At 33.3% G+C, this 25,328-nt stretch carries 24 protein-coding genes; 18 read left to right on the forward strand and 6 right to left on the reverse strand.

Annotated features, from left to right (window positions below; genetic code table 11):
• Positions 1-137: 137 nt before the first annotated feature.
• The 13 genes from METFODRAFT_RS11770 to METFODRAFT_RS04120 all read left to right on the forward strand — a co-directional run bounded on the left by METFODRAFT_RS11770 (position 138) and on the right by METFODRAFT_RS04120 (position 13,076).
• Complete coding sequence (locus METFODRAFT_RS11770; protein ID WP_342626861.1) at positions 138-287, forward strand: hypothetical protein; 150 nt, start codon at positions 138-140, stop codon at positions 285-287.
• 289 nt (positions 288-576) lie between these two features.
• Positions 577-1,797, forward strand: coding sequence for a 2,3-bisphosphoglycerate-independent phosphoglycerate mutase (locus METFODRAFT_RS04065; RefSeq protein WP_007044270.1), 1,221 nt, complete (start codon positions 577-579; stop codon positions 1,795-1,797).
• 97 nt (positions 1,798-1,894) lie between these two features.
• Positions 1,895-3,058, forward strand: a complete 1,164-nt coding sequence (locus tag METFODRAFT_RS04070; RefSeq protein ID WP_007044271.1) for a class I SAM-dependent rRNA methyltransferase — start codon at positions 1,895-1,897, stop codon at positions 3,056-3,058.
• 213 nt (positions 3,059-3,271) lie between these two features.
• Positions 3,272-4,237 (forward strand): CBS domain-containing protein, encoded by a 966-nt coding sequence (locus METFODRAFT_RS04075; protein ID WP_007044272.1) that lies wholly within the window; start codon positions 3,272-3,274, stop codon positions 4,235-4,237.
• A gap of 24 nt (positions 4,238-4,261) precedes the next feature.
• Entirely contained in the window at positions 4,262-4,666 is a 405-nt protein-coding gene (locus METFODRAFT_RS04080; protein ID WP_048115550.1) for a DUF2209 family protein, read from the forward strand.
• A 21-nt stretch (positions 4,667-4,687) separates the two neighbouring features.
• Positions 4,688-5,599 (forward strand): methanogenesis marker 7 protein, encoded by a 912-nt coding sequence (locus METFODRAFT_RS04085; RefSeq protein ID WP_007044274.1) that lies wholly within the window; start codon positions 4,688-4,690, stop codon positions 5,597-5,599.
• Between the two features lie 14 nt (positions 5,600-5,613).
• The gene (locus METFODRAFT_RS04090; RefSeq protein WP_007044275.1) at positions 5,614-6,027 is read left to right on the forward strand and encodes a hypothetical protein; all 414 of its coding nucleotides are present in this window, start codon (positions 5,614-5,616) and stop codon (positions 6,025-6,027) included.
• A gap of 81 nt (positions 6,028-6,108) precedes the next feature.
• Positions 6,109-6,588 (forward strand): ribosomal protein S18-alanine N-acetyltransferase, encoded by a 480-nt coding sequence (gene rimI / locus METFODRAFT_RS04095; protein WP_048115552.1) that lies wholly within the window; start codon positions 6,109-6,111, stop codon positions 6,586-6,588.
• A gap of 4 nt (positions 6,589-6,592) precedes the next feature.
• Positions 6,593-7,315, forward strand: a complete 723-nt coding sequence (hisA, locus tag METFODRAFT_RS04100; RefSeq protein WP_007044277.1) for a 1-(5-phosphoribosyl)-5-[(5-phosphoribosylamino)methylideneamino]imidazole-4-carboxamide isomerase — start codon at positions 6,593-6,595, stop codon at positions 7,313-7,315.
• A gap of 107 nt (positions 7,316-7,422) precedes the next feature.
• On the forward strand, positions 7,423-8,361 hold the full coding sequence (locus tag METFODRAFT_RS04105) for a carbohydrate kinase family protein (RefSeq protein WP_007044278.1): 939 nt from the start codon (positions 7,423-7,425) through the stop codon (positions 8,359-8,361).
• Positions 8,362-8,476: 115 nt separating this feature from the next.
• The gene (nadA, locus tag METFODRAFT_RS04110) at positions 8,477-9,403 is read left to right on the forward strand and encodes a quinolinate synthase (protein ID WP_007044279.1); all 927 of its coding nucleotides are present in this window, start codon (positions 8,477-8,479) and stop codon (positions 9,401-9,403) included.
• 59 nt (positions 9,404-9,462) lie between these two features.
• A complete protein-coding gene (locus tag METFODRAFT_RS04115; RefSeq protein WP_007044280.1) occupies positions 9,463-10,224 on the forward strand; it encodes a 7-cyano-7-deazaguanine synthase in 762 nt (253 codons plus the stop codon).
• A gap of 38 nt (positions 10,225-10,262) precedes the next feature.
• Positions 10,263-13,076, forward strand: a complete 2,814-nt coding sequence (locus tag METFODRAFT_RS04120; RefSeq protein WP_048115554.1) for a DNA polymerase domain-containing protein — start codon at positions 10,263-10,265, stop codon at positions 13,074-13,076.
• Positions 13,077-13,100: 24 nt separating this feature from the next.
• On the opposite strand, the gene METFODRAFT_RS04125 is transcribed toward METFODRAFT_RS04120, so the two are convergent.
• Positions 13,101-13,688, reverse strand: a complete 588-nt coding sequence (locus METFODRAFT_RS04125; protein WP_007044282.1) for a pyruvate kinase alpha/beta domain-containing protein — start codon at positions 13,686-13,688, stop codon at positions 13,101-13,103.
• Positions 13,689-13,781: 93 nt separating this feature from the next.
• Here METFODRAFT_RS04125 and METFODRAFT_RS04130 point away from each other — a divergent pair, with 93 nt between their 5' ends.
• The 3 genes from METFODRAFT_RS04130 to cfbE are packed head-to-tail and all read left to right on the forward strand — an operon-like array spanning position 13,782 to position 16,801.
• Positions 13,782-14,966, forward strand: a complete 1,185-nt coding sequence (locus METFODRAFT_RS04130) for a chloride channel protein (protein ID WP_007044283.1) — start codon at positions 13,782-13,784, stop codon at positions 14,964-14,966.
• A 12-nt stretch (positions 14,967-14,978) separates the two neighbouring features.
• Positions 14,979-15,602 carry an METTL5 family protein gene (locus METFODRAFT_RS04135; protein WP_007044284.1) on the forward strand — a complete coding sequence of 208 codons (624 nt, stop codon included), beginning with the start codon at positions 14,979-14,981 and terminating at the stop codon, positions 15,600-15,602.
• A 14-nt stretch (positions 15,603-15,616) separates the two neighbouring features.
• Entirely contained in the window at positions 15,617-16,801 is a 1,185-nt protein-coding gene (cfbE, locus tag METFODRAFT_RS04140; RefSeq protein ID WP_007044285.1) for a coenzyme F430 synthase, read from the forward strand.
• Here the strand turns inward: cfbE and METFODRAFT_RS04145 are convergent, their stop codons facing one another.
• From METFODRAFT_RS04145 to fbp, 5 genes are all read right to left on the reverse strand, one after another.
• Complete coding sequence (locus tag METFODRAFT_RS04145; RefSeq protein WP_007044286.1) at positions 16,802-18,190, reverse strand: HD domain-containing protein; 1,389 nt, start codon at positions 18,188-18,190, stop codon at positions 16,802-16,804. It abuts the gene before it with no gap.
• Between the two features lie 98 nt (positions 18,191-18,288).
• Positions 18,289-20,487 carry a CDC48 family AAA ATPase gene (locus METFODRAFT_RS04150; RefSeq protein WP_007044287.1) on the reverse strand — a complete coding sequence of 733 codons (2,199 nt, stop codon included), beginning with the start codon at positions 20,485-20,487 and terminating at the stop codon, positions 18,289-18,291.
• 191 nt (positions 20,488-20,678) lie between these two features.
• Positions 20,679-21,035: a hypothetical protein gene (locus METFODRAFT_RS04155; RefSeq protein ID WP_007044288.1), complete on the reverse strand. Its 357-nt coding sequence runs from the start codon at positions 21,033-21,035 to the stop codon at positions 20,679-20,681.
• A 162-nt stretch (positions 21,036-21,197) separates the two neighbouring features.
• Positions 21,198-22,046 carry a shikimate dehydrogenase gene (gene aroE / locus METFODRAFT_RS04160; RefSeq protein WP_007044289.1) on the reverse strand — a complete coding sequence of 283 codons (849 nt, stop codon included), beginning with the start codon at positions 22,044-22,046 and terminating at the stop codon, positions 21,198-21,200.
• A 159-nt stretch (positions 22,047-22,205) separates the two neighbouring features.
• Positions 22,206-23,357, reverse strand: coding sequence for a fructose-1,6-bisphosphate aldolase/phosphatase (gene fbp / locus METFODRAFT_RS04165; protein WP_007044290.1), 1,152 nt, complete (start codon positions 23,355-23,357; stop codon positions 22,206-22,208).
• 184 nt (positions 23,358-23,541) lie between these two features.
• Here fbp and METFODRAFT_RS04170 point away from each other — a divergent pair, with 184 nt between their 5' ends.
• The gene (locus tag METFODRAFT_RS04170; protein WP_007044291.1) at positions 23,542-24,348 is read left to right on the forward strand and encodes an indole-3-glycerol phosphate synthase TrpC; all 807 of its coding nucleotides are present in this window, start codon (positions 23,542-23,544) and stop codon (positions 24,346-24,348) included.
• 12 nt (positions 24,349-24,360) lie between these two features.
• Positions 24,361-25,323, forward strand: coding sequence for an S-methyl-5-thioribose-1-phosphate isomerase (gene mtnA, locus METFODRAFT_RS04175; protein ID WP_007044292.1), 963 nt, complete (start codon positions 24,361-24,363; stop codon positions 25,321-25,323).
• Positions 25,324-25,328 lie beyond the last annotated feature (5 nt).

The following is a 25,328-nucleotide window of genomic DNA, read 5'->3' on the forward strand; positions in this document are numbered from 1 at the left end:
TGTGTGATGGGAATTAGGTAATATTTATATCAAAATTAATAATCGTTGAAGATAATACCGTTTATTACACTTTCTTAACGAATCTTGATTTTGAACATGCAAAGGACTATCTAAAAATCTATAAAAAGCGTTGGAATATAGAAACAAGATTTAGAATGTTTAAAGACCTAAAAATAAAAACGAAATCCAGGACTTTAAAGGTTAGGTTGTTTCTATTTATACTTAGAGCGATAATCCATAACTTTTGGATTTGGATGAAACATAAAACGAAATTCCTTATAATTTAAATTATAATTTAAAAGAATTTATTATATCAATTAACGACTTTGCAAACTTGTATTGCAAACCTTCCTTTGATTATTATGGTGGTAATACTCGGTTGTGTATATCTAATGCATATTCGGAGATACTGTAACAATAAATCAAACATAAAATTCTAAATAAATCAATTTATCTCTTTAATTTCATAGAATGGGATATAATACAAACGACCATAAAGGCACTAATCAGATAAATACAATTAAAATATATATACCTAACCCATTAACATAATGCAAAAAATAACAAGGTGGTAGAATGAAGGCAGTTATTTTTATCATTGATGGTTTAGGGGATAGGCCAAATAAAGAAGGCAACACCCCATTAAAAGAGGCAAATACACCAACAATGGATAAAATTGCAAAAGAAGGAATTTGTGGAATTATGAATGCTGTAGATATTGGGGTTAGGCCAGGGAGTGACACCTCACACCTCGCAATTTTAGGATACAACCCTTATGAAGTATATACTGGAAGAGGACCTTTTGAGGCATGTGGTGTTGGTATTGATGTTAAAGAAGGAGATATTGCATTTAGATGTAACTTTGCCACTGTTGATGAGAATTTTGTTGTTTTAGACAGGAGGGCAGGAAGAATCAAAGAAACTGAAGAATTAGCAAGAGAGTTGGATGGTTTGGAAATTGATGGGGTTAAAGTTATATTTAAGCAATCTGGTGGTTATAGGGCAGCACTGGTTTTAAGAGGAGATGGGTTGAGTGATAAGATAACTGATGCAGACCCTAAAAAGGAAGGTAGAAAAGTTAAAATGATTGAACCATTGGATGATTCAGAAGAGGCTAAGAGAACAGCAGAAATATTAAATAAATTATTAAAAATTGCCTATGAAAAACTAAACAACCACCCAATAAATGAAGAGAGGAGAAAGAAAGGTTTACCAGTTGCAAATATGATTTTACCAAGAGGTGCTGGAAAGGTTCCTTATGTGCAGAAGTTTGAGGAAAGATATGGATTAAAAGGGGCTTGCATTGCTGGAACAGGATTGATAAAAGGTATTGCTAAAATGGCTGGATTAGATCTTATTGAAGTAGAAGGAGCGACTGGAACACCAGAAACAAACTTTATGGGTAAGGCAAAGGCGTTAGTTGAAGCATTAAAAGAGTATGACTTTATTTTAATCAATGTTAAAGGTGCAGATGAGGCAGGACATGATGGGGATTATGAGACAAAGAAAATTGTCATTGAGAAGATTGATGAGATGCTGAAATACTTTATTGAAAATGTTGATAAAGATGAGGTTTATCTCGTATTAACTGGAGATCATTCAACACCAATAGAAGAAAAAGACCACTCAGCAGACCCAATACCAATAGTTATTTGGGGTAGAAGTGTTAGAACAGATGACGTTGAGAAGTTTGATGAATTTAGCACATATAAAGGAGGATTAGGATGGATTAAAGGTAAGTACATAATGCCCATATTGATGGACTTGATGGGATTGGCTAATAAATATGGTGCATAGACTATAAGACTCTGAGCAGTTATCTATTAATTATTTTTACAACAAAATTTAAAGTTCACATTCTATTTTTTCAATAAATTTTTTATGTGGTGATATCATGGATTATCCAAAAATATACGTCAATTTTGCGGCATACAGTGCAATAGAAAAAGGAAATTTAATCGTTAAAAAGAATGGAATTTTAAATATAAAAGATTTTGAAAAACTTGATATTGGAGAAATTGTTGACGTTTATTCAAAAAAAGGTAAATTTTTAGGTAGGGGTTTTAAAAATCCGCATGAAATAAGGATAGTAACTCTAAAAAAGGAGAAAATTGATGAAAATTATGTAAGAAATAAAATCATTGAGGCAAACAATTATAGGAAGTTTTTAGGATTTGAGGGTGCTTATAGGATGGTATATACTCAATCTGACTGGTTAAATGGGCTTGTTATTGATAAATACAATGACATATGTACTATCCAAATTTTTAACCATGGTTTTGAGTTGATGAAAGATACCATAGTGGAGACACTCTTGGATTTGGGGATTGATAGTATATATGAAAAAAGTATTGGACGGAATAGAAGAAGGGCAGGTTTAAAAGAGCAGGAAGGAATATTATGTGGAGAAAAAACAGAAACAATAATAAAAGAAGGAAATGCAAAATTTAAAGTCACATTTGAGGGGCAAAAGACAGGTTTTTTCTTAGACCAAAGAGATAATAGGTTAGAACTTGAGAGATATATAAAAGAGGGAGATAGGGTTTTAGATGTCTGCTGTTATACTGGAGGATTTGCTGTCCATGCTGCAATAAAAGGATCTGAGGTTGTTGGAATAGATTTATCAAAAAAAGCCATAGAATTGGCAAAGGAGAACATGCAGTTGAATGACATTGATGAGAGCAAATATGAGTTTAAAGTAGGGAACGCATTCAAAATTATGGAGGAGATGATTGAAGATAGGGAGGAATTTGATGTTGTTATTCTCGATCCACCTGCATTTGCTCAGTCAAAAAAAGATGTGAAAAATGCAGTTAGAGGTTACCATTTGCTAAATAGATATGGTGCAAAACTTGCAAAGAGGTTACTCGTTACATGCTCATGCTCACAACCAATTGAACCCTCAGAATTTAAAGCAGTAGCGATAGATGCGGCATTAAAGGCAAATAAATGGATTAGACAGATAGGATCTTACAGAACTCAATCTGCAGATCATCCAATAACATCAAAGGGAACTGAATACTTAAAATGTTTATTTTTTAAGGTAGATGAGTTCTAATTAACTAACCGTGATTACCTTTACTCCCATAAAACAACAATCCATAATACTACAGAATTAAAAAACTTAAATATAACAAACTAAAAAATAAAAATAGAATACAAAAAATATTATCCTTTAATGGGGATTAAGATATTAAATATAATATTAAATTAATTATAAAACTTTAAGTTATTTAACTCCTTTGGTCATAAATTCTTTGTGGTGATATTTATGTTTTTTAAAAAACTATCAACAATTGAGAGGATATACAACATTGGGTTGGAGTTGGAACATTTGGATGAGATATTCGAAAAAATAACCAAATTTTTAATAGAGTTTGAGGAAGACATAATAAAAACCTACGCCTCAAGTGTCTTAAATGAGATAACAGTAGAGAACATAATGACAAAAGACGTTTTAACAGTTCCAGAAGATATGAACTTGGAAAAATTTGAAAAACATATTAGAGAACATAAGCATTTGGGTTATCCTGTTGTTGATGAGAATGATAATATCCTTGGTATTGTAACCTTCAATGATTTAAAAAAGATTGGAAAGGAGTTATTTAAAAAATTTAAAGTTAAAGATGTGATGACCCCTGAGAGTAAGTTGGTAACCGTCTCTCCAAAAACAAGTGCAGCAGACGTCCAAAAAATTATGTGGAAAAATGATATTGGAAGGATTTTAGTTGTTGATGATAAAAACAATTTACTTGGAATTGTAACAAAAAGTGATTTATTGAGGGCATCAGTAATTTTACTCAACGAAATGCCAAAAATAACAGAATGCAAACACATAACAAACTTTTATTTTTACGATAGGGATGCATCAAAGATAAATAAACTTGCCGATGATATGGTTGTATTGCTTGGTGCGAGGGGGTATATTGTCTCAGAAAAAGAGGGGTATATTGAGATATTGACAAGAGATTGGGAACCACTTGCAAAAATAATGAAGAGTAAAAATAAGATAGAGCATATAACTATAACAACAAAAACTTTAAACCTAATAGATGAGAAGATAGCCAAAGAGGTCATAAACCTCATTGAAAAATATGCATTTGAGGAAATTATAATAACTGATCACATCACACTAATTAATGAGAGATCTTCTATTATTAGGGTAATAACTGATATAACATCATTCAGAGATAGCAAAAAAACCTTTGGAACTGTAACTATTAGAATAGATTTCTAAAACTTAAAAATATGAGGTGGTAAGATAAAGGTTCTTGGAATAGATGTGTCTGGGAGGCATGATGTGTATGGGAAATTTCTAAGGCTCTATGCAGGAATTTTGGCTGAGATATCAGCAGATAGGGTAATACATGTTGAAAAGATAGAGGTGTATTACTCAGAAAGTTCAACACAAACGCCAAAGGATATAATAAAAGAGGTTAAAGAATTAATGGGTAAAATAAAAGGAAACTACGACTACATAGTTTGTGAGAAGGGGGAATTTTTTAAAATCCCAAAAGAACACGTTTCAAGTTTGTTGGGAAAGGAAGTTATTCATCCAAAAACTTTGGGGGAATTGGAGTTGGTGAATATTGCCCATCATGTTTCTTACTCATGTAGAAAATTATTGTTAAGGGAGTTAGAATTAAACAATTTGGAATCAAAATGAAAAGGTTATTTTGGTGGAAAAATGTATGAAATTGTTAGATATGAAGGAGGAGTATATAAGAATAATATTTTAAAGGAATGGATTGAAGATATAGGTGGCTTTGTTATTCAGGAGCATGTCATGCAGTTGGATGTTTATATGACCGTTGCTTTGCCTCAAAGTGAGATTGAGGCATTTAAAGAAGAGGCTAAGAAATATAAGGGAAAGGTTGTTGAGACGCCATTGGCAGGGATTGAGATAGCAGTTGTTGCCCCAAGTTTGTCAAGGCACCACCTTCCACACACCGCATGTGATATATCAGAATACGTTAGGAGATTTGGGGCAAAGCCAAATATGATAGGTCTTGCACACGGAGCAGGAAAAAATATAAGTAGAATTAGCGAGAGAGAGAAGAAACTCATAGAAGAGCATGATGTTGCAATATACGTAATGGGTAATTTTGAAAATTGCATAAAAGACAAAACCCATTTATTTGATGTAGATATTCCGGTAGTTGTAACTGGAGGACCGGAAGAGTTGGATATCCCTTACCCGTATGTTGGAAACTTGGGAAGGAGGGCACATAGGTTGAGACACGGGGAAGAGACCAGGGCATTGAGAAAGATGGTAGATGTTGTTACAGATTTGATAAATGAAAGAAGGAGAGAACTCTCCTACGACCCCCCAATTGTGCCACCAGTTGTTGTTAAGGATGAGATTGAAAAGAGGGTTGAGGAGGTATTTAACATACTTTCTCCAATGCCTATTGTTACGCAACTTGATGGTTTGAGGATTAAGATGGATTATGATAAATACAAGGATAAAATTGCAAATGTTAAAGTAGGGAATTACGTTTTAAAAGATATTGCATATATAACAAGGTCTATGATGAAGAACTACATTCTTGTAAAGATAAAACCAAAATCAGAAGTTGAATTTGAATTAAACAAATAATTGGAGGGAAATTTATGGAAGATATGGATAATCAAATAATAGAAATGCCAATACCTCCCGGATTACCACAATCCATTATTGCCAGATTGTTAGAGATGTGCAATGTTAAGTTTGATATTAGGACGGATGAAATTCACGATGTGAAGTATCCTGTTTTATGTGGGACTTTGGAGGATTTAAAAATAGCAAAGGAATATTTGGAGTTGACCACAGAAACAAAATTGGCGTTGAGGGAAATAGCAAGATTGGCAAGAAAATTCAAAACAAAAGTTAAACTATACACTAACGATGATGAATACAAATACATCTTAGAGATTATTGCAAACGACATAGCAAACAAAGATAAGATTGAAGTTGTTGAAAAAGAACCAGAAGGGGAATATGAAACCGTAAAGGTTCTTGATAAGGAAATTAAGGTTTATATTTAATATTATGTTTTTTTATATATGTTTTTTAATATTATTCAGATGAAACTCTTTTTATAACGCAATAAGGTTAGGATGGAAAATATGATTGGGATTAGGAGATTCAGATTGGAGGATTTGGACAGGGTTGAGGAGATAGAAAAGCAATCATTTAAAAAAATATATCCACGTTTTTTATTGATTCACCTATACACAAACTTTCCAGATGGATTTATTGTTGCTGAAATTGATGGTCATATTGTTGGTTATATTATAGGCACGATTGAATGGGGAAATGGTCATATAATTTCAATTGCAGTGGATAGAAAATTTAGAAACAGGGGAATAGGATCAATATTGATTGAATATTTAGAAAAGTACTTTTTTGAGAGATGCAATGTTAAATACATTGTTTTGGAGGTTAGAGTTAGCAATAAAAAAGCGAGGATGTTTTATTATAAGAGAGGTTATGTTGATAAGAGATTTCTCCCAAAGTACTACGATGATGGAGAGGATGCTATTTTGATGGTAAAGAAAAGAAAGGACTTAAAAACAAACTATCCAATAACCATAAGTATGTGGTGAAAAGATGAATATAATTCCTGCAGTTGATATAAAAGACCAAAAATGTGTTCAACTTATACAGGGGGATCCAAGCAAAAAACATATCGAATTAGACAATCCTGTAGAAGTTGCAAAGAGATGGGAAGAGGAAGGAGCAAAGATGTTACATTTGGTAGATTTAGATGGAGCGTTTGAAGGAAAAAGAAAAAACAGAGAAATTTTAAAGAAAATTATAGAAGAGGTAAATATCCCAGTGGAAATTGGTGGAGGGATTAGAACTATTGAGGATGCAATGGAATTAATAAACATTGGTGCTGAAAGAATAATCATTGGAACTATTGCAATTCAAAATCCAAATTTTGTTGAAGAACTTTCAAAAAGATTGGATAGTAAGAAAATCATGGTTGCGTTGGATGCAAAAGATGGATATGTTGTTATAAAGGGATGGAAGGAAAAAACAAAATACACTCCAGTAGAGATTGGGAAAATTTTGCAGGAGAAAGGTGCTGGGAGTATTTTGTTTACAAATGTAAATGTTGAAGGGCTTTTGAAGGGAATTGATGTAAATCCAATTAAGGAGTTGGTAGATTCATTGGATATCCCAGTTGTTGCTTCTGGTGGGGTTACATCTATTGATGATTTAATAAAGTTGAAAGATTGTGGGGTTGAAGGAGTTGTAATCGGTTCTGCATTGTATAAGGGGTTGATAGATTTAAAAGAGGCTATAAAGGTTGTTGAAGGTAGGTAATCATTTTATTTTTTAAATATTTAAATCTGTTATATCATTTTCGAAAATCCTAAATAAGATATATTATAAAAAGATAGGTCTTAACAAATTATCATTATGGTGGTTGCATGGATGAGGATAGTTTTAACTCTAAGAAAAATAAGATCGTATCTGTTGGGCATATAGCATTGGATTATATATTCAACGTTGAGAAATTCCCAGAACCAAATACATCCATTCAAATTCCATCTGCAAGGAAATACTATGGTGGAGCGGCATGTAATGTTGCCGTTGGTGTGGCAAAACTTGGATTATCCTCTGGCATTGTATCGTGTGTTGGCTATGACTTCAAAAATTCTGGATACGAGAGATACTTAAAAAACTTCGGTGTTGATATTTCCCAAATCTACCACTCGGAGGAAGAAGAAACTCCAAAGGCATGGATATTTACAGATAAGGACAACAACCAAATAACATTCTTCCTTTGGGGAGCAGCAAAACATTACAAAGAACTAAATCCACCATTATTCGGATCAGAAATTGTCCATTTAGCCACTGGAGACCCAAAGTTTAATGTAAAATGCGCAGAAAAAGCGAAAAAAAATAATATATTGGTATCTTTTGACCCTGGGCAGGATTTGCCATTATATGACAAAGAAACCATGGAAAAAGTTATAGAAAACACTAATTTTTTATTTATGAATAAACATGAGTTTGAGAGAATTTTAAAGTTATTAAACACTAATTTGGAGAGTTTGATGAATAAGGTTGACGTTTTGGTTGTAACCCATGGTAAAGATGGGAGTATAATATATACAAAAGATGAAGAAATAAAAATTCCAAGTATTAAAGCAAAGAAAGTTGTTGACCCAACAGGTGCTGGAGACAGTTATAGAGCAGGATTTTTAACAGGTTATGTAAGAGGGTATAACTTAAAAGAGTGTGGATTAATTGGTTCCTGCGTGGCATCATTTGTTATTGAAAAAAAAGGCTGTCAAACAAACCTGCCATCATGGGATGATGTTGTTGAACGATTAAAAAGAGAGGGCTATGTATTGGAATTCTAACTATGTGAAATAATATTAAATTTAAATCTGAAACCTTTGTTTTATTATTTAAAAATAACTTTAATTTTAAATAGTTTTTATTTTAAAAATTTAACTTCAATATGGAGGAATAACCATGAGTGATATCGTTCAAAGAATAAATCAATTAAAAAAAGAGAAAAATGCGATAATATTGGCCCACAACTACCAACCAGAAGAAATTCAGAGGATTGCGGATTTCGTGGGAGATTCTTTGGAACTCTGTATAAAAGCGAAGGAAACAAGGGCAGATATAATAGTATTTTGCGGAGTAGATTTCATGGCGGAAACAGCGAAAATCCTAAACAGCGATAAAAAAGTTCTCATTCCAGAAATTAAAGACATTGAGTGTCCAATGGCTCATCAGTTGCCAGCAGATGTGGTGAAAAAAGCAAAAGAAAAGCATCCTGATGCGATGGTTGTTGTTTACGTTAATACACTCGCTGAAACTAAGGCTCTCGCTGATGCAACGTGCACTTCAGCAAATGCGGATAAGGTGGTTAACTTCCTCGATTGTGAGAAGGTTTTATTCGGTCCAGATAGAAACCTCGCTTACTTCGTTTCAAAAAGAACGGATAAGAAGATTATCCCAATCCCTGAGGATGGACATTGTTATGTACATAAGAAGTTCACTCTTGAAGATGTTAAGAGAGTTAGGAAGGAATATCCTAATGCAGAACTCCTCGTGCATCCTGAGTGTAATCCAGAGGTTCAGGATTCTGCAGACTATATTTTAAGTACAAGTGGAATGATAAGACATGTTCTAAACTCTGATAAGAAAAAGTTTATTATCGGTACTGAGGTTGAGTTGATTACAAGGATAAAACTCGAACTTGAGAAAACTGGGGAAGAGAAGGTACTAATTCCATTAAGAGAAGATGCTATCTGCGACCCTATGAAGAGGATAACGTTAGAGAAGGTTGAAAGATGTTTAAAAGAGGAGAAGTATGAGATAACCCTCGACGAAGAGATTATTAAAAAAGCAAGAGTTGCAATAGAGAGGATGCTGAGTGCAAAATTATAAAAATTATTAATTATGCATTATTTGGAATTTTATTCATATTTTCCCCAATCCGTGAGAGTATGGAGGAAATTATAAAAGAAATAAGATTAAATACATCAAAGAAAGCGTTAAAATTGATAAAAGAAAAAAATTTGATAGATTTGGATGTATATGACAATTTGATGAATTTGTTGAATAGAAGGATTAAGGGCGAGAAGTTTTACAGATTTGATGTGAGGCATAAACCTACATGCGTTGTAGCATTTAGTGGTGGAGTTGATAGTTCTGCCTCTGCAATAATCTCAAAAAGTATTTTTGATGTTGTTGGGGTTACCGTGTACTCAAAATACATCATGCATGAAGAGGTTAAAAACCATATAAAAAACCTCTCAAAAAAATTAGATATAAAGCATGAATTTATAGATATTAATATGGATGAGATTGCTAAAGATGTTGAAGATGGAAGATACCACCCGTGTGGGAGATGTCATAAGGCAGTTGAAGAGGCGGTTATAAATTATGCGAAAAATAAAGGCATTAAATTTGTAATCTTTGGAGATCTACTGTCTGTTGGGTATTTGTCAATTATCCCAATGGATGATGGGTTAATAAGGATAAATATGCCTGCCTTCCTATCCCTAACAAAGAATGAAAACAGGAAAATTTTAAGACAGAATAACATAGAAATAAAACTCCCATACGGTTGCCCATTGGTAAAAAAAGCACATAAACATAGGCACATGAAGAAATTCACAATCCAAAGAATTTTGAGGGAGGTTAGAGCACAGGTTGTAGACAAAGATGAAGGGTTAAAAAACATTTTGGATATACTTAATCTATGACTTATCATTCACCGCAAAATTTCTTTTTGGTGTTTAAAATGGATGCATTAGTTGATTTAATATATAAAACTGAAAATAATAGGGCAATTATTTATCTTTATTTGATTCAGAAGATATTGAAGGACGAGAATTTTAAACCTTATTTTTATGTTGAGTTAAATAACAACAATATTGAAAAAATTGAGGAATTTTTAAAAAAGAACAATCTTTCCCATTACGTTGAGAGTATAGAAGTAGTCAAAAAACAAATAATCAACAAAGAAAAAGAAGTTTTAAAAATAATTACAAAACATCCAAAATACGTTCCTAAGTTGAGGATTTTGAAGGAATTTGATGAGGTTTTGGATATTTACGAGCATGACATACCATTTGCAAAGAGATATTTGATAGATAACAAAATCATCCCCATGACATATTGGGATTTTGAAAAAAATAAAATAAAAAGCAGAGGTATTCCAAAATTAAAGGCTATAGCATTTGATATGGAAGTTTATAATAGAAATTCCGAACCAAATTCACAAAAAGACCCAATACTAATGGCAAGTTTTTGTGCAGAGGATTTTAAGAAAGTTATTACTTACAAACCATTTAACCATGAGCGTGTTGAGGTTGTTGAGGATGAAAAGGAACTCATTAAGAGAATCATTGAAGTTCTAAAGGGTTATGATATCATTTACACCTATAATGGGGATAACTTTGATTTTCCTTATTTAAAGAAAAGAGCAGAGATTTATGGAATAAAATTAAATTTAGGAAGGGATGGGGAAGAAATAAAAATCTCAAGAGGGGGTATGCATTTAAGAAGTTACATCCCTGGGAGGGTGCATATTGATTTATATCCAATAGCAAGGAGATTACTCCATCTAACAAAGTATAAGTTGGAAGATGTTACATTGGAACTTTTTGGGATTAAGAAGTTGGAAGTTGGGCATCAGAACATAAGTAAACTTTGGGAAGAAAATGATGAAAAACTTATTGAATATTCATTTCAAGATGCACTTTATACATTTAAAATTGGGGAGTATTTTTTGCCGTTGGAGGTGATGTTTTCAAGGATTGTTAATCAGACACTCTTTGAGATATCAAGGATGAGTAGTAGTCAGATGGTGGAATATCTCCTATTAAAAAATGCATTTAAAAACAACATCATTGCCCCAAATAAACCTTCAAATGAAGAATATCAGAGAAGATTAAAAGAGAGTTACGAGGGGGGTTATGTTAAAGAACCCATAAAGGGGATGCATGAAGGCATCATCTCTTACGATTTTAAAGCATTATATCCCTCAATTATAATAAGCCACAACATAAGCCCAGATACCATTGATTGTGAGTGTTGTAAGGATGAATCAGAAAAGATTTTGGAACATTGGTTCTGTAAAAAGAAAGAAGGGCTAATACCAAAAACATTGAGGAATTTGGTTGAGAGGAGAATGAATATTAAGAAAAAAATGAAAGAAAAAGCAAAAAAAGGAGAGGTTGATAATGAATATAAACTCTTTGATTATGAACAGAAGTCATTGAAGATTTTGGCAAATAGTCATTATGGTTATTTAGCATTTCCAAGGGCGAGGTGGTATTCAAAAGAGTGTGCAGAGGTTGTTACATACTTGGGGAGAAAATACATACAAGAAACAATAAAAGAGGCGGAGAAATTTGGATTTAAGGTTATATATGCTGATAGCGTTACGGAAGATACTGAAATAATAGTCAAAATAAATGAAGAAATAAAATTCCTAAAAATTAAGGACTTGTTTAAAAATGCCGATTATACAATTGGAGAAAAGGAATATTATGCCCTAAATAATGTTTATGCTTTAACTTTAAATGATGATGGTAAGTTGGTTTGGAAAAGAGTGCCTTATGTAATGAGGCATAAAACAAATAAAAACATCTATCGTGTTTGGATTACAAATAAATGGTATGTTGATGTTACAGAAGACCATTCTTTAATTGGTTATTTAAATAAAAAATTCGTTGAAATCAAACCATGCAAAATAGGGAATGCCTACTTAATAATTTTGGATAAATCAACACTCAACACATACAATTTTGTAAAAGTTAAAAAAGTTGAAAAAATTAATTATAATGGATATGTTTATGACATTGAGGTTGAAGATACACACAGATTTTTTGCAAATGGAATTTTAGTCCATAATACTGATGGTTTTTATGCAGTTTGGAAGGAAAAGATTGATAAAGATGAACTTATCAAAAAGGTTCATGAATTTTTAGATATGATAAATTCAAAACTTCCAGAAAATATGGAGTTGGAGTTTGAAGGCTTTTATAAGAGAGGCATCTTTATAACAAAGAAAAGATATGCCATAATAGATGAAAACAACAAAATAATCATCAAAGGTTTGGAATTTGTAAGGAGGGATTGGGCAAACATTGCAAAAAAAACACAAAAAGCAGTTTTAAAGACGCTTTTAATTGAGGGGAATGTGGATAAAGCAACAAAAATCATTCAAAATGTGATAGATGATTTAAAGAAGGGGAAAGTAAATAAAGAGGATTTAATAATATACACCCAACTAACAAAAGACCCAAAAGAATATAAAACAACCGCCCCGCATGTTGAGGTTGCAAAGAAAATAATAAAAAAAGGTGGAAGGTTAAGGATAGGGGATGTTATTGGTTATATTATAACGAGTGGTGAAAAATCAATAAGTGATAGGGCAAAACTTCCAGAGGAAGCAAAGGATTACGATGTTGAATACTACATAGAAAACCAAATCCTTCCACCAGTTTTAAGGATTATGGAGGCATTGGGGGTTTCAAAGGAAGAACTTAAAAATTTTGGTAAGCAAGTTACACTGGATGATTTCTTCACAATAAATAAAAATAAATAGTTAAAAGTAAAACAAATAATTAACTTACAACTCACCCATTTTTTTCTTGTTTCTTGGCATGCATATAATTTCTTTTGCTTCAATATTAAAGAACGTGTTCATATTTGCTGGTTTTATAACCATTGCTGTATCTGCCCCCCTACTCCTCCCACCAATGGCGATAATGTCCTCCTTTACAGAAACCAATCCTGCATCTGCTGCCATAACTGCTATCTCATAACAAACCTTAACTCCATGTCCAAATGTTCTCAATGTTTCTGCTATAACTTCAACAGGTCCGTAACCCCCTAATTTTCTTGAGATTCCTCTTTCAACACCACTTAGTGCATGAGTTCCCATGAATACTTTAGCCCCCATGTTTTCCAATTCTTCTCTTGTTTCATTACTCATCGCTCTTGTGTCATCCCCATAAAATCCTTGGTGGTAGGTAACTACAACAACATTTAAGTTTAAATTTTCCTTTTTAAGAAATTCTAAGAGTTTCTTTGCAGTCTCTCCTGTTGAAGATGCAACAACAATACTCTTTATATCTCCCATCTTTGCCCTCTCAACTGCAAGTTTTAATGTTTGTTCTGTGTTCTGGGAACCTGCATAGTCAAAATAAACTACCATCTTCTCACCCAATTTTTTAAATACGGTTTGTTAATATTATAATACAAACATAATATTACTTTCAATGTTATTAAAATTTACGAAAGGGAAAAAATGATAGTTGACGTATTTAATTTAAAAAGGATTATAAAGTGGCTTTATGTATCTTCACTTATCGGTGTCGTTGGTAGTTTGAGTGCTATATTTATTTCCATAATTATTCATTTTGCCTATTTAGGGGGACATTTTAATCCAATATATATACCATTTGCGTTGGCATTTTCTGGATTGTTGGTTGATTTTTGTCATAATTTAAAAGATTCTGGTGTTGATAGGGTTTTGAAAGCATTAAAAAACAACATCCCACTAAATCCCATTGTTGGTTTTTTAAAGATTATTGCCGCTGGGATTGTTATTGGTTTTGGAGGTAGTGCTGGAAAAGAGGGACCTTGTGTTCAATCAAGTGCATCATTTGCGGATGTGTTGTATGAGGTCTTAAAATTAAAGTATAGAAAGGCAGTAATCATTAGCGGTATCGCTGGTGGGTTGAGTGGTGCTTTTTGTGCTCCCCTCGGTTCTGCGATATTTGCATCAGAAATAGTTAATGGTCATGATTTTAACTATAGGGGTTTGTTTCCGTCAATCTTTGCAAGTGTCATTGGCTACTTTACATATTACCTAATCACTGGGAAAAAGCACCTCTTCAATATTGATTTATCATATAATTTAACACCACCTGACTTTATACTGTTCTTTTTGTGTGCAGTGTTCTGCTCTATTGCTGCATTTTTATATATCTCTATGTATGGAAAGATAAGGGATTATTTTGATAGCCTTAAATATCCTCAGTGTTTCAAATCATTTGTTGGAGGAATCGTTGTTATGTTAATTGGTTATTTTATCCCCCAAGTTTTAGGTTTGGGTATTGATGTGATATCAAATTTATTCTTTGTGAAGTATGGGGTGGTTTTGTTAACATTGATACTCTTGGGAAAAATATTTGCAACAACATTCACAGTTGGGGTTGGAACTCCTGGAGGGTTAGTTATTCCATCAATGTTTGTTGGGGCAGTTTCAGGGGCGTTATTCGGAACTTTGGTTGGAGTGGAGAATATAGCACCATTCATAATCCTTGGAATTGCAGCATCCATGGCATCCATTGCAAATGTCCCACTTGCCTCTGCAATTCTCTGTACTGAGATTTTTGGCTTTGATTTTGCAGTTCCTGCAGCAATTGGGGCATTACTTGGATATCAATTGACGAGATGGAATGTCATCTACAGATATATCAGTCTTTAATAGAGTGATAATATGAAAAAGAAACATTTGGAGATAATATTGGATCAATTAAAACCCCATCCAAAACCTAAGGCAAGTTTGGAGCAATATACAATAGAGGGAAGATTGGCAAGTGAGATTTTATTTTTTGCCAAGGATGATATTGAGGGTAGTGCTGTTGTTGATTTGGGCTGTGGAACTGGGATATTGGCAATTGGAGCCAAACTTTTAAATGCAAAAAAAGTTATAGGCATTGATATTGATGAAGAGAGTATTGGGGTTGCCAAAGAAAATGCAAAAAAAGTTAATGTAAATGTTGATTTTTATTGTATGGATGTTGCTGATGTTGATGCCAATTTTATAAAGGAAATTTGTGGGGATTTGAAGATCGTTGTTATACAAAATCCCCCATTTGGTTCTCAAAAAAGGCACGCAGATAGAATATTCTTAGATAAGGCATTGGAGATTGGAGATGTTGTATATAGCATCCACAACGCAGGAACGAAGGATTTCGTTGTTAAATATGTTAATGAGAAAGGAGGAATAATAACCCATATCTTCCAAGGGAGTTTTAAGATCCCACATATTTATGAATTTCATAAGAAAGAGGTTATATACATTCCAGTGAACATTTTTAGAATAATATCTAACAAATAACAATTGGGATTTACATGCTTATCGTAGATGTGAATCATGGAGCATTGGATTTGGCAAGAGAGTATATAGAATTGGGATATAGCGTTGATGTTTGGGATATATATGGAAAGTTGGAAAAGGATAAAGATTTTTTGAATAACTATGAGGACATAATTTCGAAGGTAAAAATCATAAAAAAAGATGAAAACATCAACTTTAATAAATATGACAAAGTTATCGCCCCAATTCACTGTCCAATAGATGTTGATTTTATCTCATTCCACGATGCAGTTTCAGAAATTGTGAAGGAGAAATATGGCATACAAAAAAAATTTATTGAAGTTACTGGGGTTAAGGGAAAGACAACAACGACAGAGATGATAAACTTTATTTTAAAGGATGATTATGAGGTTTTTTTACACAACAGTAATAGAGGTTCAATAACCCCAACTTCAATATTGAATGTCCTCAGGAGAGGCAATCTTGATTTTGATTATTATGTATTTGAGGTTTCACTTGGGATAACGGCATGTGGATACGGAGTTATTACAAATATCCTTGAAAATTACCCAATAAGTAAGGGCAAGAGAAACGCCTTAGTGGCAAAGATCTCAACCCTAAAAAATGCAGATAAGAAATATATAAACATGAAGATTTTGGAAGAGTATGAATTAAAATTAAATTTGGAAAATTTGTTTGTTTTAGATACAAATGGGGAAATAATATCTAAATATCCACTAAAATACAAATTTAATGACCATATTGTTGAATTCAACAAAGATGTCTTTGGCATGCATCTTGTGGAAAATTCAATTTTTGCCATAAAGGTTTGCGAAAATTTCTTAGATACTGAGGAGATAATTGAAAAAATAAAGAATTTTAAGATAAACAGTAGAATGAGTGTAGAAAAAATAAAAAATAGATATATTGTTAAAAACATAAACCCGGGACTTGATGTTAAGGCAATTGATTATGCAATAAAGGATTTTTTAGAGGTTTTTGGAGGAGTTGTAGTTATTGGTGGTGATTTTGGTATAACTTGTGAGGAGATAGATGTTAAAAAATTAGCCAAAGTTTTGGAAAAGTACGATGCAAACTTTATATTTGTGGGCGATGTTGGGAAAGAACTGAAAAAAATTTTAAAAAATCCATTTTACGATGAAATTGATTTGAATAATTTGAATGGGAATGTATTGGCTATAATTAGGACTTCTTTATAACTATATTTTTACAAAATTGTAATCATACCTATAAATCCCACCAATCTTCTCAATCTTCTCCTTTATCAATCCGCAAAATACCAACTTATGCAGTTCAGAGAAAAACTCGCTCTCTGTCATCCCATGATCTTTTGCTATTGATAAAAATGCCCCCCTACCTTTAATTATCCCATGCTCTTCAATAATATCCAGCAAAATACTTTCAATAGGGATATCTTTTATAAATTCTTTTAGGATATCCCTTTTATATGATTCCAACTTCTTCCTTATCTCCCCAACCTTATCTGGTGGAGCATAAACCCCAACATCCCACAATCTAATTTCAGATGGCTTTAAACTCTTTGCAAGTGGGGAAACTTCATCCAACCTATATTTTTTATCATCTATGATGATTGTGACACTATGTTCTTCCATTTTTGGGTAGTCGGGAATATCCAAAAATACACTTGTCCCTAAATACTCTGATAACTCTTTTTCAAGATTTCTCACATTTTCTTCATCCATTGAAATTAAAACCCACCTTTCCTTTGGAGTTAGGTCGGTATATTTGTATGTTATTATCTTTTTAAACAACTTCCTCCCATCAATCATTTTTATTAATCTATTTTCTTCCCCTTCGCTATTTCTCAACGTATAAATTAAATCTATGTCATCCATATATGCCAAATCATTTATGCTAAACAACTTATCCTCCAAAGCATACATCACAGATCTTTTTAACATAGTATCTGCGATCCTTGATGTTGGATGCATATAAACGGTTGGATACATCTGATGCCTTGCAATTAAGAGAGATTCAACAGCATGAATCCCCTTCTCTAAGATTCCAATTCTCAATTTACCCATCTCTTCATAAGTTACAATACTTCTCATAATCCTTGGCAAGTCAATAAGTCCATAGGCAACTCCCGTGTGATAACTATCTCTCAACAGATAATCCATCCTATCAGCGTCAACATCCCCACTTATTATTTTTCCCTCAAGTCCCTTCTTATTTAAAACATCGATAATTTCTTTGTTTGAATAATTTTCAAATTCCATCTTTTTAATCTTCGTCCTTGCCATCTGCTCATGGTTGTATCCACATATCTCCAATGTATGGGAGAACGGAGGATGTCCTATATCATGAAGTAATGCAGATATTCTTGTTAATTCCACATCAGCATTTAACCTTTCCGCAATTTCACCAGCAATATACATCGTACCAAGAGAGTGTTCGAACCTCGTATGGTTTGCACTTGGATATACTAAGCATGTTAATCCTGTTTGTTTTATATTCCTTAATCTTTGGAAGTCTATAGTATCCACTAACTTAATTTCTTCATAACTCAATGGAATATCCTTATGAATTGGGTCTCTGATAACCTTTTTACTGTTACTAACAATCATACATGTAGATGTATAACAATAGATATTTAAATATTCCTGAAACTTATAAATTCAAATATATAAATTATTGGGAAATAAAAAAATAAAAAATTTGGGGTTTAGATTACTTCCCTGCCATCATCTTTTTTCTTTTCTTTGTATGTGGTTGTTGTTGTTCTTCCATATTCTTTTGCCAATTTTTCATAGATTTCTACATCTTCCTTATTTATTGATGGCCTAATTTTCTTCAATGCCTCTTCAAAGTGCCTCATCTCGACTTTATCTGCTTTCATGTTTTCCCTTAGAGCCAGCATTGCAGCCTCTCTACAAATTGCCTCAATATCTGCCCCAGTGTAGCCTTCTGTTTTCTCTGCTAATTTTTCTAAGTCAACGTCCTCTGCAAGTGGCATGTTTTTTGTGTGAACTTTGAATATTGACAATCTTGTTTTCTTATCTGGTGCTGGAACAAAGACAATTCTATCCAATCTTCCTGGTCTAAGTAATGCTGGATCAAGGATATCTGGTCTGTTTGTTGCTGCTATAACAACAACATCCTTGGGTTCCTCCAATCCATCTAATTCAGTTAGCAATTGATTAACAACTTTTTCAGTTACACCACTATCATGTCCTGAACCCCTTCTTGGAGCAATACTGTCAATTTCATCAAAGAATATTACTGTTGGTGCTGTTTGTCTTGCCTTTCTAAATATCTCCCTAATTGCTTTCTCTGATTCACCAACCCACTTACTGAATATCTCTGGACCTTTAACGCTTATGAAGTTTGCTTCACTTTCATTTGCAACTGCCTTAGCAAGCAATGTTTTACCAGTTCCTGGTGGACCGAAGAGTAAGACCCCTCTTGGTGGTCTAATACCCATTCTTTCAAATACTTCTTTATGCTTTAATGGCCATTCAACTGCTTCCTTAAGTTCTTGTTTAACCTCCTCTAAACCTCCAATGTCATCCCATTTAACATTTGGGACTTCAACTAAAACTTCCCTCAATGCTGATGGCTCTACTTCTTTCAATGCCTCCTTAAAGTCATCCATTGTTACCTCTATACTGTCAAGGATGTCCTTTGGAATTTCATCTTTATCTAAATCAAGATCTGGCAAGATTCTTCTTAATGTTTTCATTGCAGCCTCTTTACATAACGCTGCTAAATCTGCCCCAACGAATCCATGTGTTACATCTGCAAGGTAATCTAAGTTAACGTCCTCTGCAAGTGGCATGTTTCTTGTGTGTATTTGTAAAATTTCTTTTCTTGCATTTCTGTCAGGAACTCCAATGACGATCTCCCTATCAAATCTTCCAGGTCTTCTCAATGCTGAGTCTAATGCATCTGGCCTGTTTGTTGCCGCTATAACAACAACCTGTCCCCTACCTTCAAGTCCATCCATCAAGGTTAGAAGTTGGGCAACCATTCTCCTTTCTACTTCACCAGTTGCCTCATCCCTCTTTGGTGCAATTGCATCAATCTCATCAATGAATATAACTGATGGAGCATTCTCTTCTGCTTCTTGGAATATCTTTCTTAAGTTCTCCTCTGTTTCCCCAACATACTTACTCATTATCTCTGGACCATTTATTGAATAGAAGTTAGCCCCTGCCTCATTTGCTACTGCCTTAGCAAGTAATGTCTTACCAGTTCCTGGGGGTCCTGCGAGGAGGACACCTTTTGGTGGCTCAATACCCAACCTTTCGAATAATTCAGGATGCCTCATTGGGAGTTCTACCATTTCCCTAATCTTTCTAACTTCTTCTTTTAAACCACCAATGTCCTCATATGTTACACTTGGAACTTTGCTTTCTTTAATTTCTTTTACAGGTTCTTCTTTCAACTCGACTGTTGTAAATTCTGTTATTCTTATAGGTCCTTGTGGGGAGGTGTTTACTACAATAAATGGAAATGCTGTTCCTAAAACACCTATAACTACTCTTGAACCTTTACCAACAACTTGTCCCAATAATCTGCTTTTGACATATTCTTCAAATCCACCACTAAACCTAACTGGTTGCATTGGGGCAAGTACTACCTTATTAGCCTCTTTAACTTCAACTTTTCTAACTTTAACTTTGTCCCCAATACCTGCTCTGGCATTTTGCCTCAATAAACCATCAATCCTTATAATTCCTTTTCCTTGGTCTTCCAAATAACCCCTATATACAATAGCGTATGCTTTACCCTTACCTTCTATTTCAATAACATCTCCTGGTTTTAAAACAAGTTCTTCCATTGTTAATGGATCGATTCTTGCTATACCTTTACCCACGTCCCCCTGATATGCTTCAGCAACAATTAATTCTTTTATAGCCATAATCTCCCTCCAAATTACTTTTAATTTACTATCTTATGTTGAGAATAATCATCAATGATGTTAATTTTTGATGACGTTATAATATACCGTTGAAGTTCTATATAAACCTTTGGTTTTGTGTACAGTTGATACACAATCAACAACATACATGGTAGCATCAAATGCAATATACTGACTTAACACCCTCCCAATTATATGCTAACCATGTGGAACCAATAATACCTTGAAAAGCCACAGTTTCTACATCTAACAATGAGTTTTGATTCAGTTACTAAAATATCCTGGATACCATTTTTTTTACAGTTATAACAAGTTGCTTCCTTTTCCAAGTACCAAATATCATACTTGGATTTTTTATTTTTTTCAAGTTCTAAGATATTTTCCTCTTCAACAGAGATTTTTCTTATTAGATAGTATCTTGTTGCCCCACAGTTAGAACATTTAACAAAGGCCTGGTTTGTATATATCTCTATAATTTGGTCTGCATACTTTTGGCAGTGGTAACATTTGGTCGGATAATTTAAAACCCATTTTTCAACGTTAGTCATAATACCTCCTCCCTTAACATAAGTTTATGTCAATTTTAAGTATTTAAAAATTTCTAAAAGTCATAAATACAACCATATTCCAAAAATAACAACGATAACTAAACTAAAAAAATAAAAAATAGAATTGTGGACTAGTTCGAAAAATAAAAAGTAATGTGTAGATTATTTTAGATTTAAATGGTTTATTATTGCATCTTTCATAACTTCAATGCTTGGTTTTTCATTTGTCCATATCTCAAATGCAATAGCCCCTTGGTAAATCAACATACCCAATCCATTTATTGTTTTTGCTCCAACTTTCTTTGCCTCTTTTAAAAGAACAGTTTCTAATGGATTGTAAATCAAATCCATAACAACCATATCATTATGCATTTCCTCCGCCTTCACAATCGGCTCAACATCAACATTTGGATACATACCTATTGGCGTAGCATTTATTATTATATCTATTTCATCCAAACTTGCATCCAGTCCTGAATATTTAACCTCTTCCTCAGTTTTATTCAATTTTTCCCTTACTTCCTCTGCAAGACTTTTTGCCTTTTCTATAGTTCTATTTGCAATTATTATGTTGTTGTTCTTTGCAAGTTCAAATGCAACTGCTCTTGCCGCCCCTCCTGCACCATAGATAATGATACTCTTATCCACTACTTTCCCAATCTCTTCCTCTAATGCCATTCTTGCTCCTAAACCATCAGTGTTATAGCCAATTGCTTTGTTATTCTCTATTTTTATAGTATTTACTGCTCCAATTAGCTTAGCATTTTCATCTATCTCATCCAAATACTCCATAATCTCAATTTTGTGGGGAATGGTGACGTTGAATCCAACAATACCCATCGCTTTTGCTCCATCAATAACATACCTTAAATTTTCTGGCAACACATCAAAAGCCAAATAAACATAGTTTAGATTTTTATCCCTAAATGCTGCATTATGCATTATTGGTGAAAAGGAATGCTCTACAGGATGCCCTAACAATCCAATAAGTTTTGTCTTTGCATTTATCATGAATATCCCCATTTTGCATTTTTAATCTTGATTTGGTAATTATTTGGAATTAAATAATTCCTTTAATCCATTCCAAATTAAAACTTATTTTCCATTAAATTTTTTAATTTAAATTTAATGATTTACTTTGTAAAAATAAATAATAGAAAAAAAAGGAAATTATTCTACGTCTCCCCTTTCTCTACATTTTTCTAATTTTTTAGGTTCATCCTCAATGTCCTCAAATCTATCCTTTAATTTTTCTAAGACCTTTGGGACTGTTGTGTATTCCATCATTCCTGATGGTAATCTGTGTGGTTGGAATGGTCCCATTCTTCTTATAATGTCTGCCATCACTAATGCCTTTTCTCTTGCTTTATCGAAACTCTTGTCTGCAAATAAGTCATTTGGACCAACTAACATACCATCTGCCAATTGGAACCCTAATGCCATAATTCTTGCAGGTCCATCGAATCTTGAAGGTGTTGCATCATCCTCACCAACAGGCATTAATGGCCCCCAATGGCTACCTCTCATCCATCCTGCAACAAAGTGTGGATCAGCAAATGGCTCTAATACCTCCCCAACTGCTGGGAATCCACTTTGTGCCCTTACAATTGCAACTGGGTCGTCTTTACCAACATACTCCCCTGCAATGTAATTCAATTTCTCAGTACTAACAACTGCCGCAATTTCATTATCCTTTCTTCTATAAACTCTCTTAATTGCATATTTTTCAACATCCCCAATCAATGCCAACAATGAGTAGGTTTCTTCTGGAGTGTTTAAGATAACTTTTTTGCTGTCCATAATGTCGTGGACTTCAAATGCAAATCCACCTGTCATTGAAGGATCGAATACCAAACCTGCTGTGTTAAATGGATCAGCAAACATCTTGTATAATGGGAAGTTAAATGCTGCAGGGTCTGTTTTGTCACAGCAGAATACAACTATTGGTTCACTTGGTCTTTCAACAAACTCCATTTCTGCACATCCTGGACCTAAACCCCTAACATTTCCAGAGAAACTTTCTGCAAGTAAATCTTGTCCAGCACCATATAATTTAAGTTCTTTTGCAACCTTAGTTGCTTCTTCAAATGCATTCCATGCCAATTTGTGAATTTCCTCATTATCTACTCCCATTCTGTGTGTCATAATTAAATCCACATCATCCCCACATCTTGTAACATAATAATCAATAATCAATTCATCAACAACTGCCTCTAAAACTCCTTCACATGCCTCTAATAAATCCTCTGGTGCTAATGTGTGTCCGCATAATCCACCAATATCTGCCTTAATTACGCTAACAGTTATTTTGTTGTTGTCCATAGTTTTCACCCCTTTATGTATAACTTAATTTTATTTTCTTAAATTTTATTAATTTCTATGTTTTATATTATATATCATGGGCATTTAAATAATCTATGCATCATATATAAAAATTTGTTGTTTAGTTTTGAGGTTATCATTAAATAGAGAATTAACAACTTCTGAAGTCATTGGAGGTAGTTTCATGAGTGTTTTAGATAAAATTGTAAAGGATACAAGAAAAAGAATAGAATCGGAAAGAAGAAGGAATATATTAAAGGAGTTAGATAATTTTATTAAATATTATGAACTTGATGAATATATTGAAGAATACGGCAAATTAAAATTATCAAAACGTATAAAAAAAGTAAAAGAAACAAGAAATCCAATAATCACAGAAATTAAACCTTCATCACCATCAAAAGGAAATATTAGAAAAATTAAAGAGGGGGATATTGAAAATATAGCAAGAGATATGGTTGAAGGTGGTTGTTGTGGAATCTCCATCTTAACTGAGCCAAAATACTTTAATGGAAGTTATAAAAATTTGATTATAGCAAGGAAATTTGAAGTTCCAATCCTCTTTAAGGACTTTGTTGTTGATTTTTATCAGATTGATATAGCAAAAACCATTGGGGCAAATATAGTTTTATTGATGGTTTCTGTTTTAGGGGAGGATATTGGAGAGTTTTTAGATTACGCCCATGAGAATGATTTGGAGTGTTTGGTTGAAACACACGATGAAGATGAAATTGATATTGCATTAGATAACAATGCAAAGATTGTTGGTATAAACAATAGGGATTTGAAAACACTAAACATTGATCTAAAAACCACAGAAAGATTGTCTCCACTAATACCAAACAATATAATAAAAATAAGCGAAAGTGGAGTTTATACAAGGGATGACTTAATGTATGTCTTAAAATACACAAACTGTGCTTTAATAGGCTCATCAATAATGGAAAGTGGATGTATAAAAGATAAAGTTGAAGAATTAACAAAAAAATAATATGGTGAAAAAATGAAGGATTTAAGACCAATAATTTGGGACGATGAAAATAACCAGTTAATCTTAATAGATCAAAGAAAACTCCCACATAAGTTGGAATACTTTACATGCAAAACTTATGAGGATGTTGCTTATACAATAAAAGACATGGTTGTTAGGGGTGCTCCAGCTATAGGGGTCTCTGCTGCCTATGGGATGGCTCTTGCTGAGATTCATGGGGCGGATATTGAGAAAGCATATAAAACCTTAAAAAACACAAGACCTACTGCTGTAAATTTATTTTGGGCACTAAATAGAATTATGGATGCATATGATAAAGGAAAATCAATCCTTGAAGAGGCGAAGAAAATACATGAGGAAGATATAGAAACATGCAGAAAAATTGGGGAGATTGGGGAAAAACTTATTGATGATGGAGATACAATTTTAACCCACTGCAATGCAGGAGCGTTAGCATGCTCTGCCTATGGAACTGCTTTGAGTGTTATAAGATTTGCATTTTACAACAACAAAAAAATCCAAGTTATAGCGGATGAAACAAGACCAAGATTGCAAGGGGCTAAACTCACTGCATTTGAGTTAAGTTATGAGGGCATTCCAGTTAAAGTTATTCCTGACAACATGGCTGGCTATTTAATGAGCAAGGGGATGATAGATAAGATTATTGTTGGGGCAGATAGGATTTTGAGTGATTACCATGTATTCAACAAAATAGGAACATACTCCCTTGCGGTTCTTGCTAAACATCACAACGTCCCATTCTATGTTGCAGCACCATATTCAACATTTGATTTTGAAAGTGGGGTTGAAGATGTTGTTGTTGAGGAGAGGGGGGAGGAAGAGGTCACATATATCGATGGAGTAAGGATTATTCCTGAGGGTGTTGGAGTTTACAACTATGCATTTGATTGCACCCCTCCTGAGTTGGTAACTGCCATTATAACTGAAAAAGACATTATCTATCCAAATGAATAGGTGAA

Source organism: Methanotorris formicicus Mc-S-70 (assembly GCF_000243455.1).
GTDB lineage: Archaea > AGJL01 > Methanococci > Methanococcales > Methanococcaceae > Methanotorris > Methanotorris formicicus.

Coding starts and splice junctions, on each gene's coding strand:
- METFODRAFT_RS04065 (WP_007044270.1), top strand. CDS start 577: ATGAAGGCAGTTATTTTTATCATTGATGGTTTAGGGGATAGGCCAAAT.
- METFODRAFT_RS04070 (WP_007044271.1), top strand. CDS start 1,895: ATGGATTATCCAAAAATATACGTCAATTTTGCGGCATACAGTGCAATA.
- METFODRAFT_RS04075 (WP_007044272.1), top strand. CDS start 3,272: ATGTTTTTTAAAAAACTATCAACAATTGAGAGGATATACAACATTGGG.
- METFODRAFT_RS04085 (WP_007044274.1), top strand. CDS start 4,688: ATGTATGAAATTGTTAGATATGAAGGAGGAGTATATAAGAATAATATT.
- METFODRAFT_RS04090 (WP_007044275.1), top strand. CDS start 5,614: ATGGAAGATATGGATAATCAAATAATAGAAATGCCAATACCTCCCGGA.
- rimI (WP_048115552.1), top strand. CDS start 6,109: ATGATTGGGATTAGGAGATTCAGATTGGAGGATTTGGACAGGGTTGAG.
- hisA (WP_007044277.1), top strand. CDS start 6,593: ATGAATATAATTCCTGCAGTTGATATAAAAGACCAAAAATGTGTTCAA.
- METFODRAFT_RS04105 (WP_007044278.1), top strand. CDS start 7,423: ATGGATGAGGATAGTTTTAACTCTAAGAAAAATAAGATCGTATCTGTT.
- nadA (WP_007044279.1), top strand. CDS start 8,477: ATGAGTGATATCGTTCAAAGAATAAATCAATTAAAAAAAGAGAAAAAT.
- METFODRAFT_RS04115 (WP_007044280.1), top strand. CDS start 9,463: ATGGAGGAAATTATAAAAGAAATAAGATTAAATACATCAAAGAAAGCG.
- METFODRAFT_RS04120 (WP_048115554.1), top strand. CDS start 10,263: ATGGATGCATTAGTTGATTTAATATATAAAACTGAAAATAATAGGGCA.
- METFODRAFT_RS04125 (WP_007044282.1), bottom strand. CDS start 13,688: ATGGTAGTTTATTTTGACTATGCAGGTTCCCAGAACACAGAACAAACA.
- METFODRAFT_RS04130 (WP_007044283.1), top strand. CDS start 13,782: ATGATAGTTGACGTATTTAATTTAAAAAGGATTATAAAGTGGCTTTAT.
- METFODRAFT_RS04135 (WP_007044284.1), top strand. CDS start 14,979: ATGAAAAAGAAACATTTGGAGATAATATTGGATCAATTAAAACCCCAT.
- cfbE (WP_007044285.1), top strand. CDS start 15,617: ATGCTTATCGTAGATGTGAATCATGGAGCATTGGATTTGGCAAGAGAG.
- METFODRAFT_RS04145 (WP_007044286.1), bottom strand. CDS start 18,190: ATGATTGTTAGTAACAGTAAAAAGGTTATCAGAGACCCAATTCATAAG.
- METFODRAFT_RS04150 (WP_007044287.1), bottom strand. CDS start 20,487: ATGGCTATAAAAGAATTAATTGTTGCTGAAGCATATCAGGGGGACGTG.
- METFODRAFT_RS04155 (WP_007044288.1), bottom strand. CDS start 21,035: ATGACTAACGTTGAAAAATGGGTTTTAAATTATCCGACCAAATGTTAC.
- aroE (WP_007044289.1), bottom strand. CDS start 22,046: ATGATAAATGCAAAGACAAAACTTATTGGATTGTTAGGGCATCCTGTA.
- fbp (WP_007044290.1), bottom strand. CDS start 23,357: ATGGACAACAACAAAATAACTGTTAGCGTAATTAAGGCAGATATTGGT.
- METFODRAFT_RS04170 (WP_007044291.1), top strand. CDS start 23,542: ATGAGTGTTTTAGATAAAATTGTAAAGGATACAAGAAAAAGAATAGAA.
- mtnA (WP_007044292.1), top strand. CDS start 24,361: ATGAAGGATTTAAGACCAATAATTTGGGACGATGAAAATAACCAGTTA.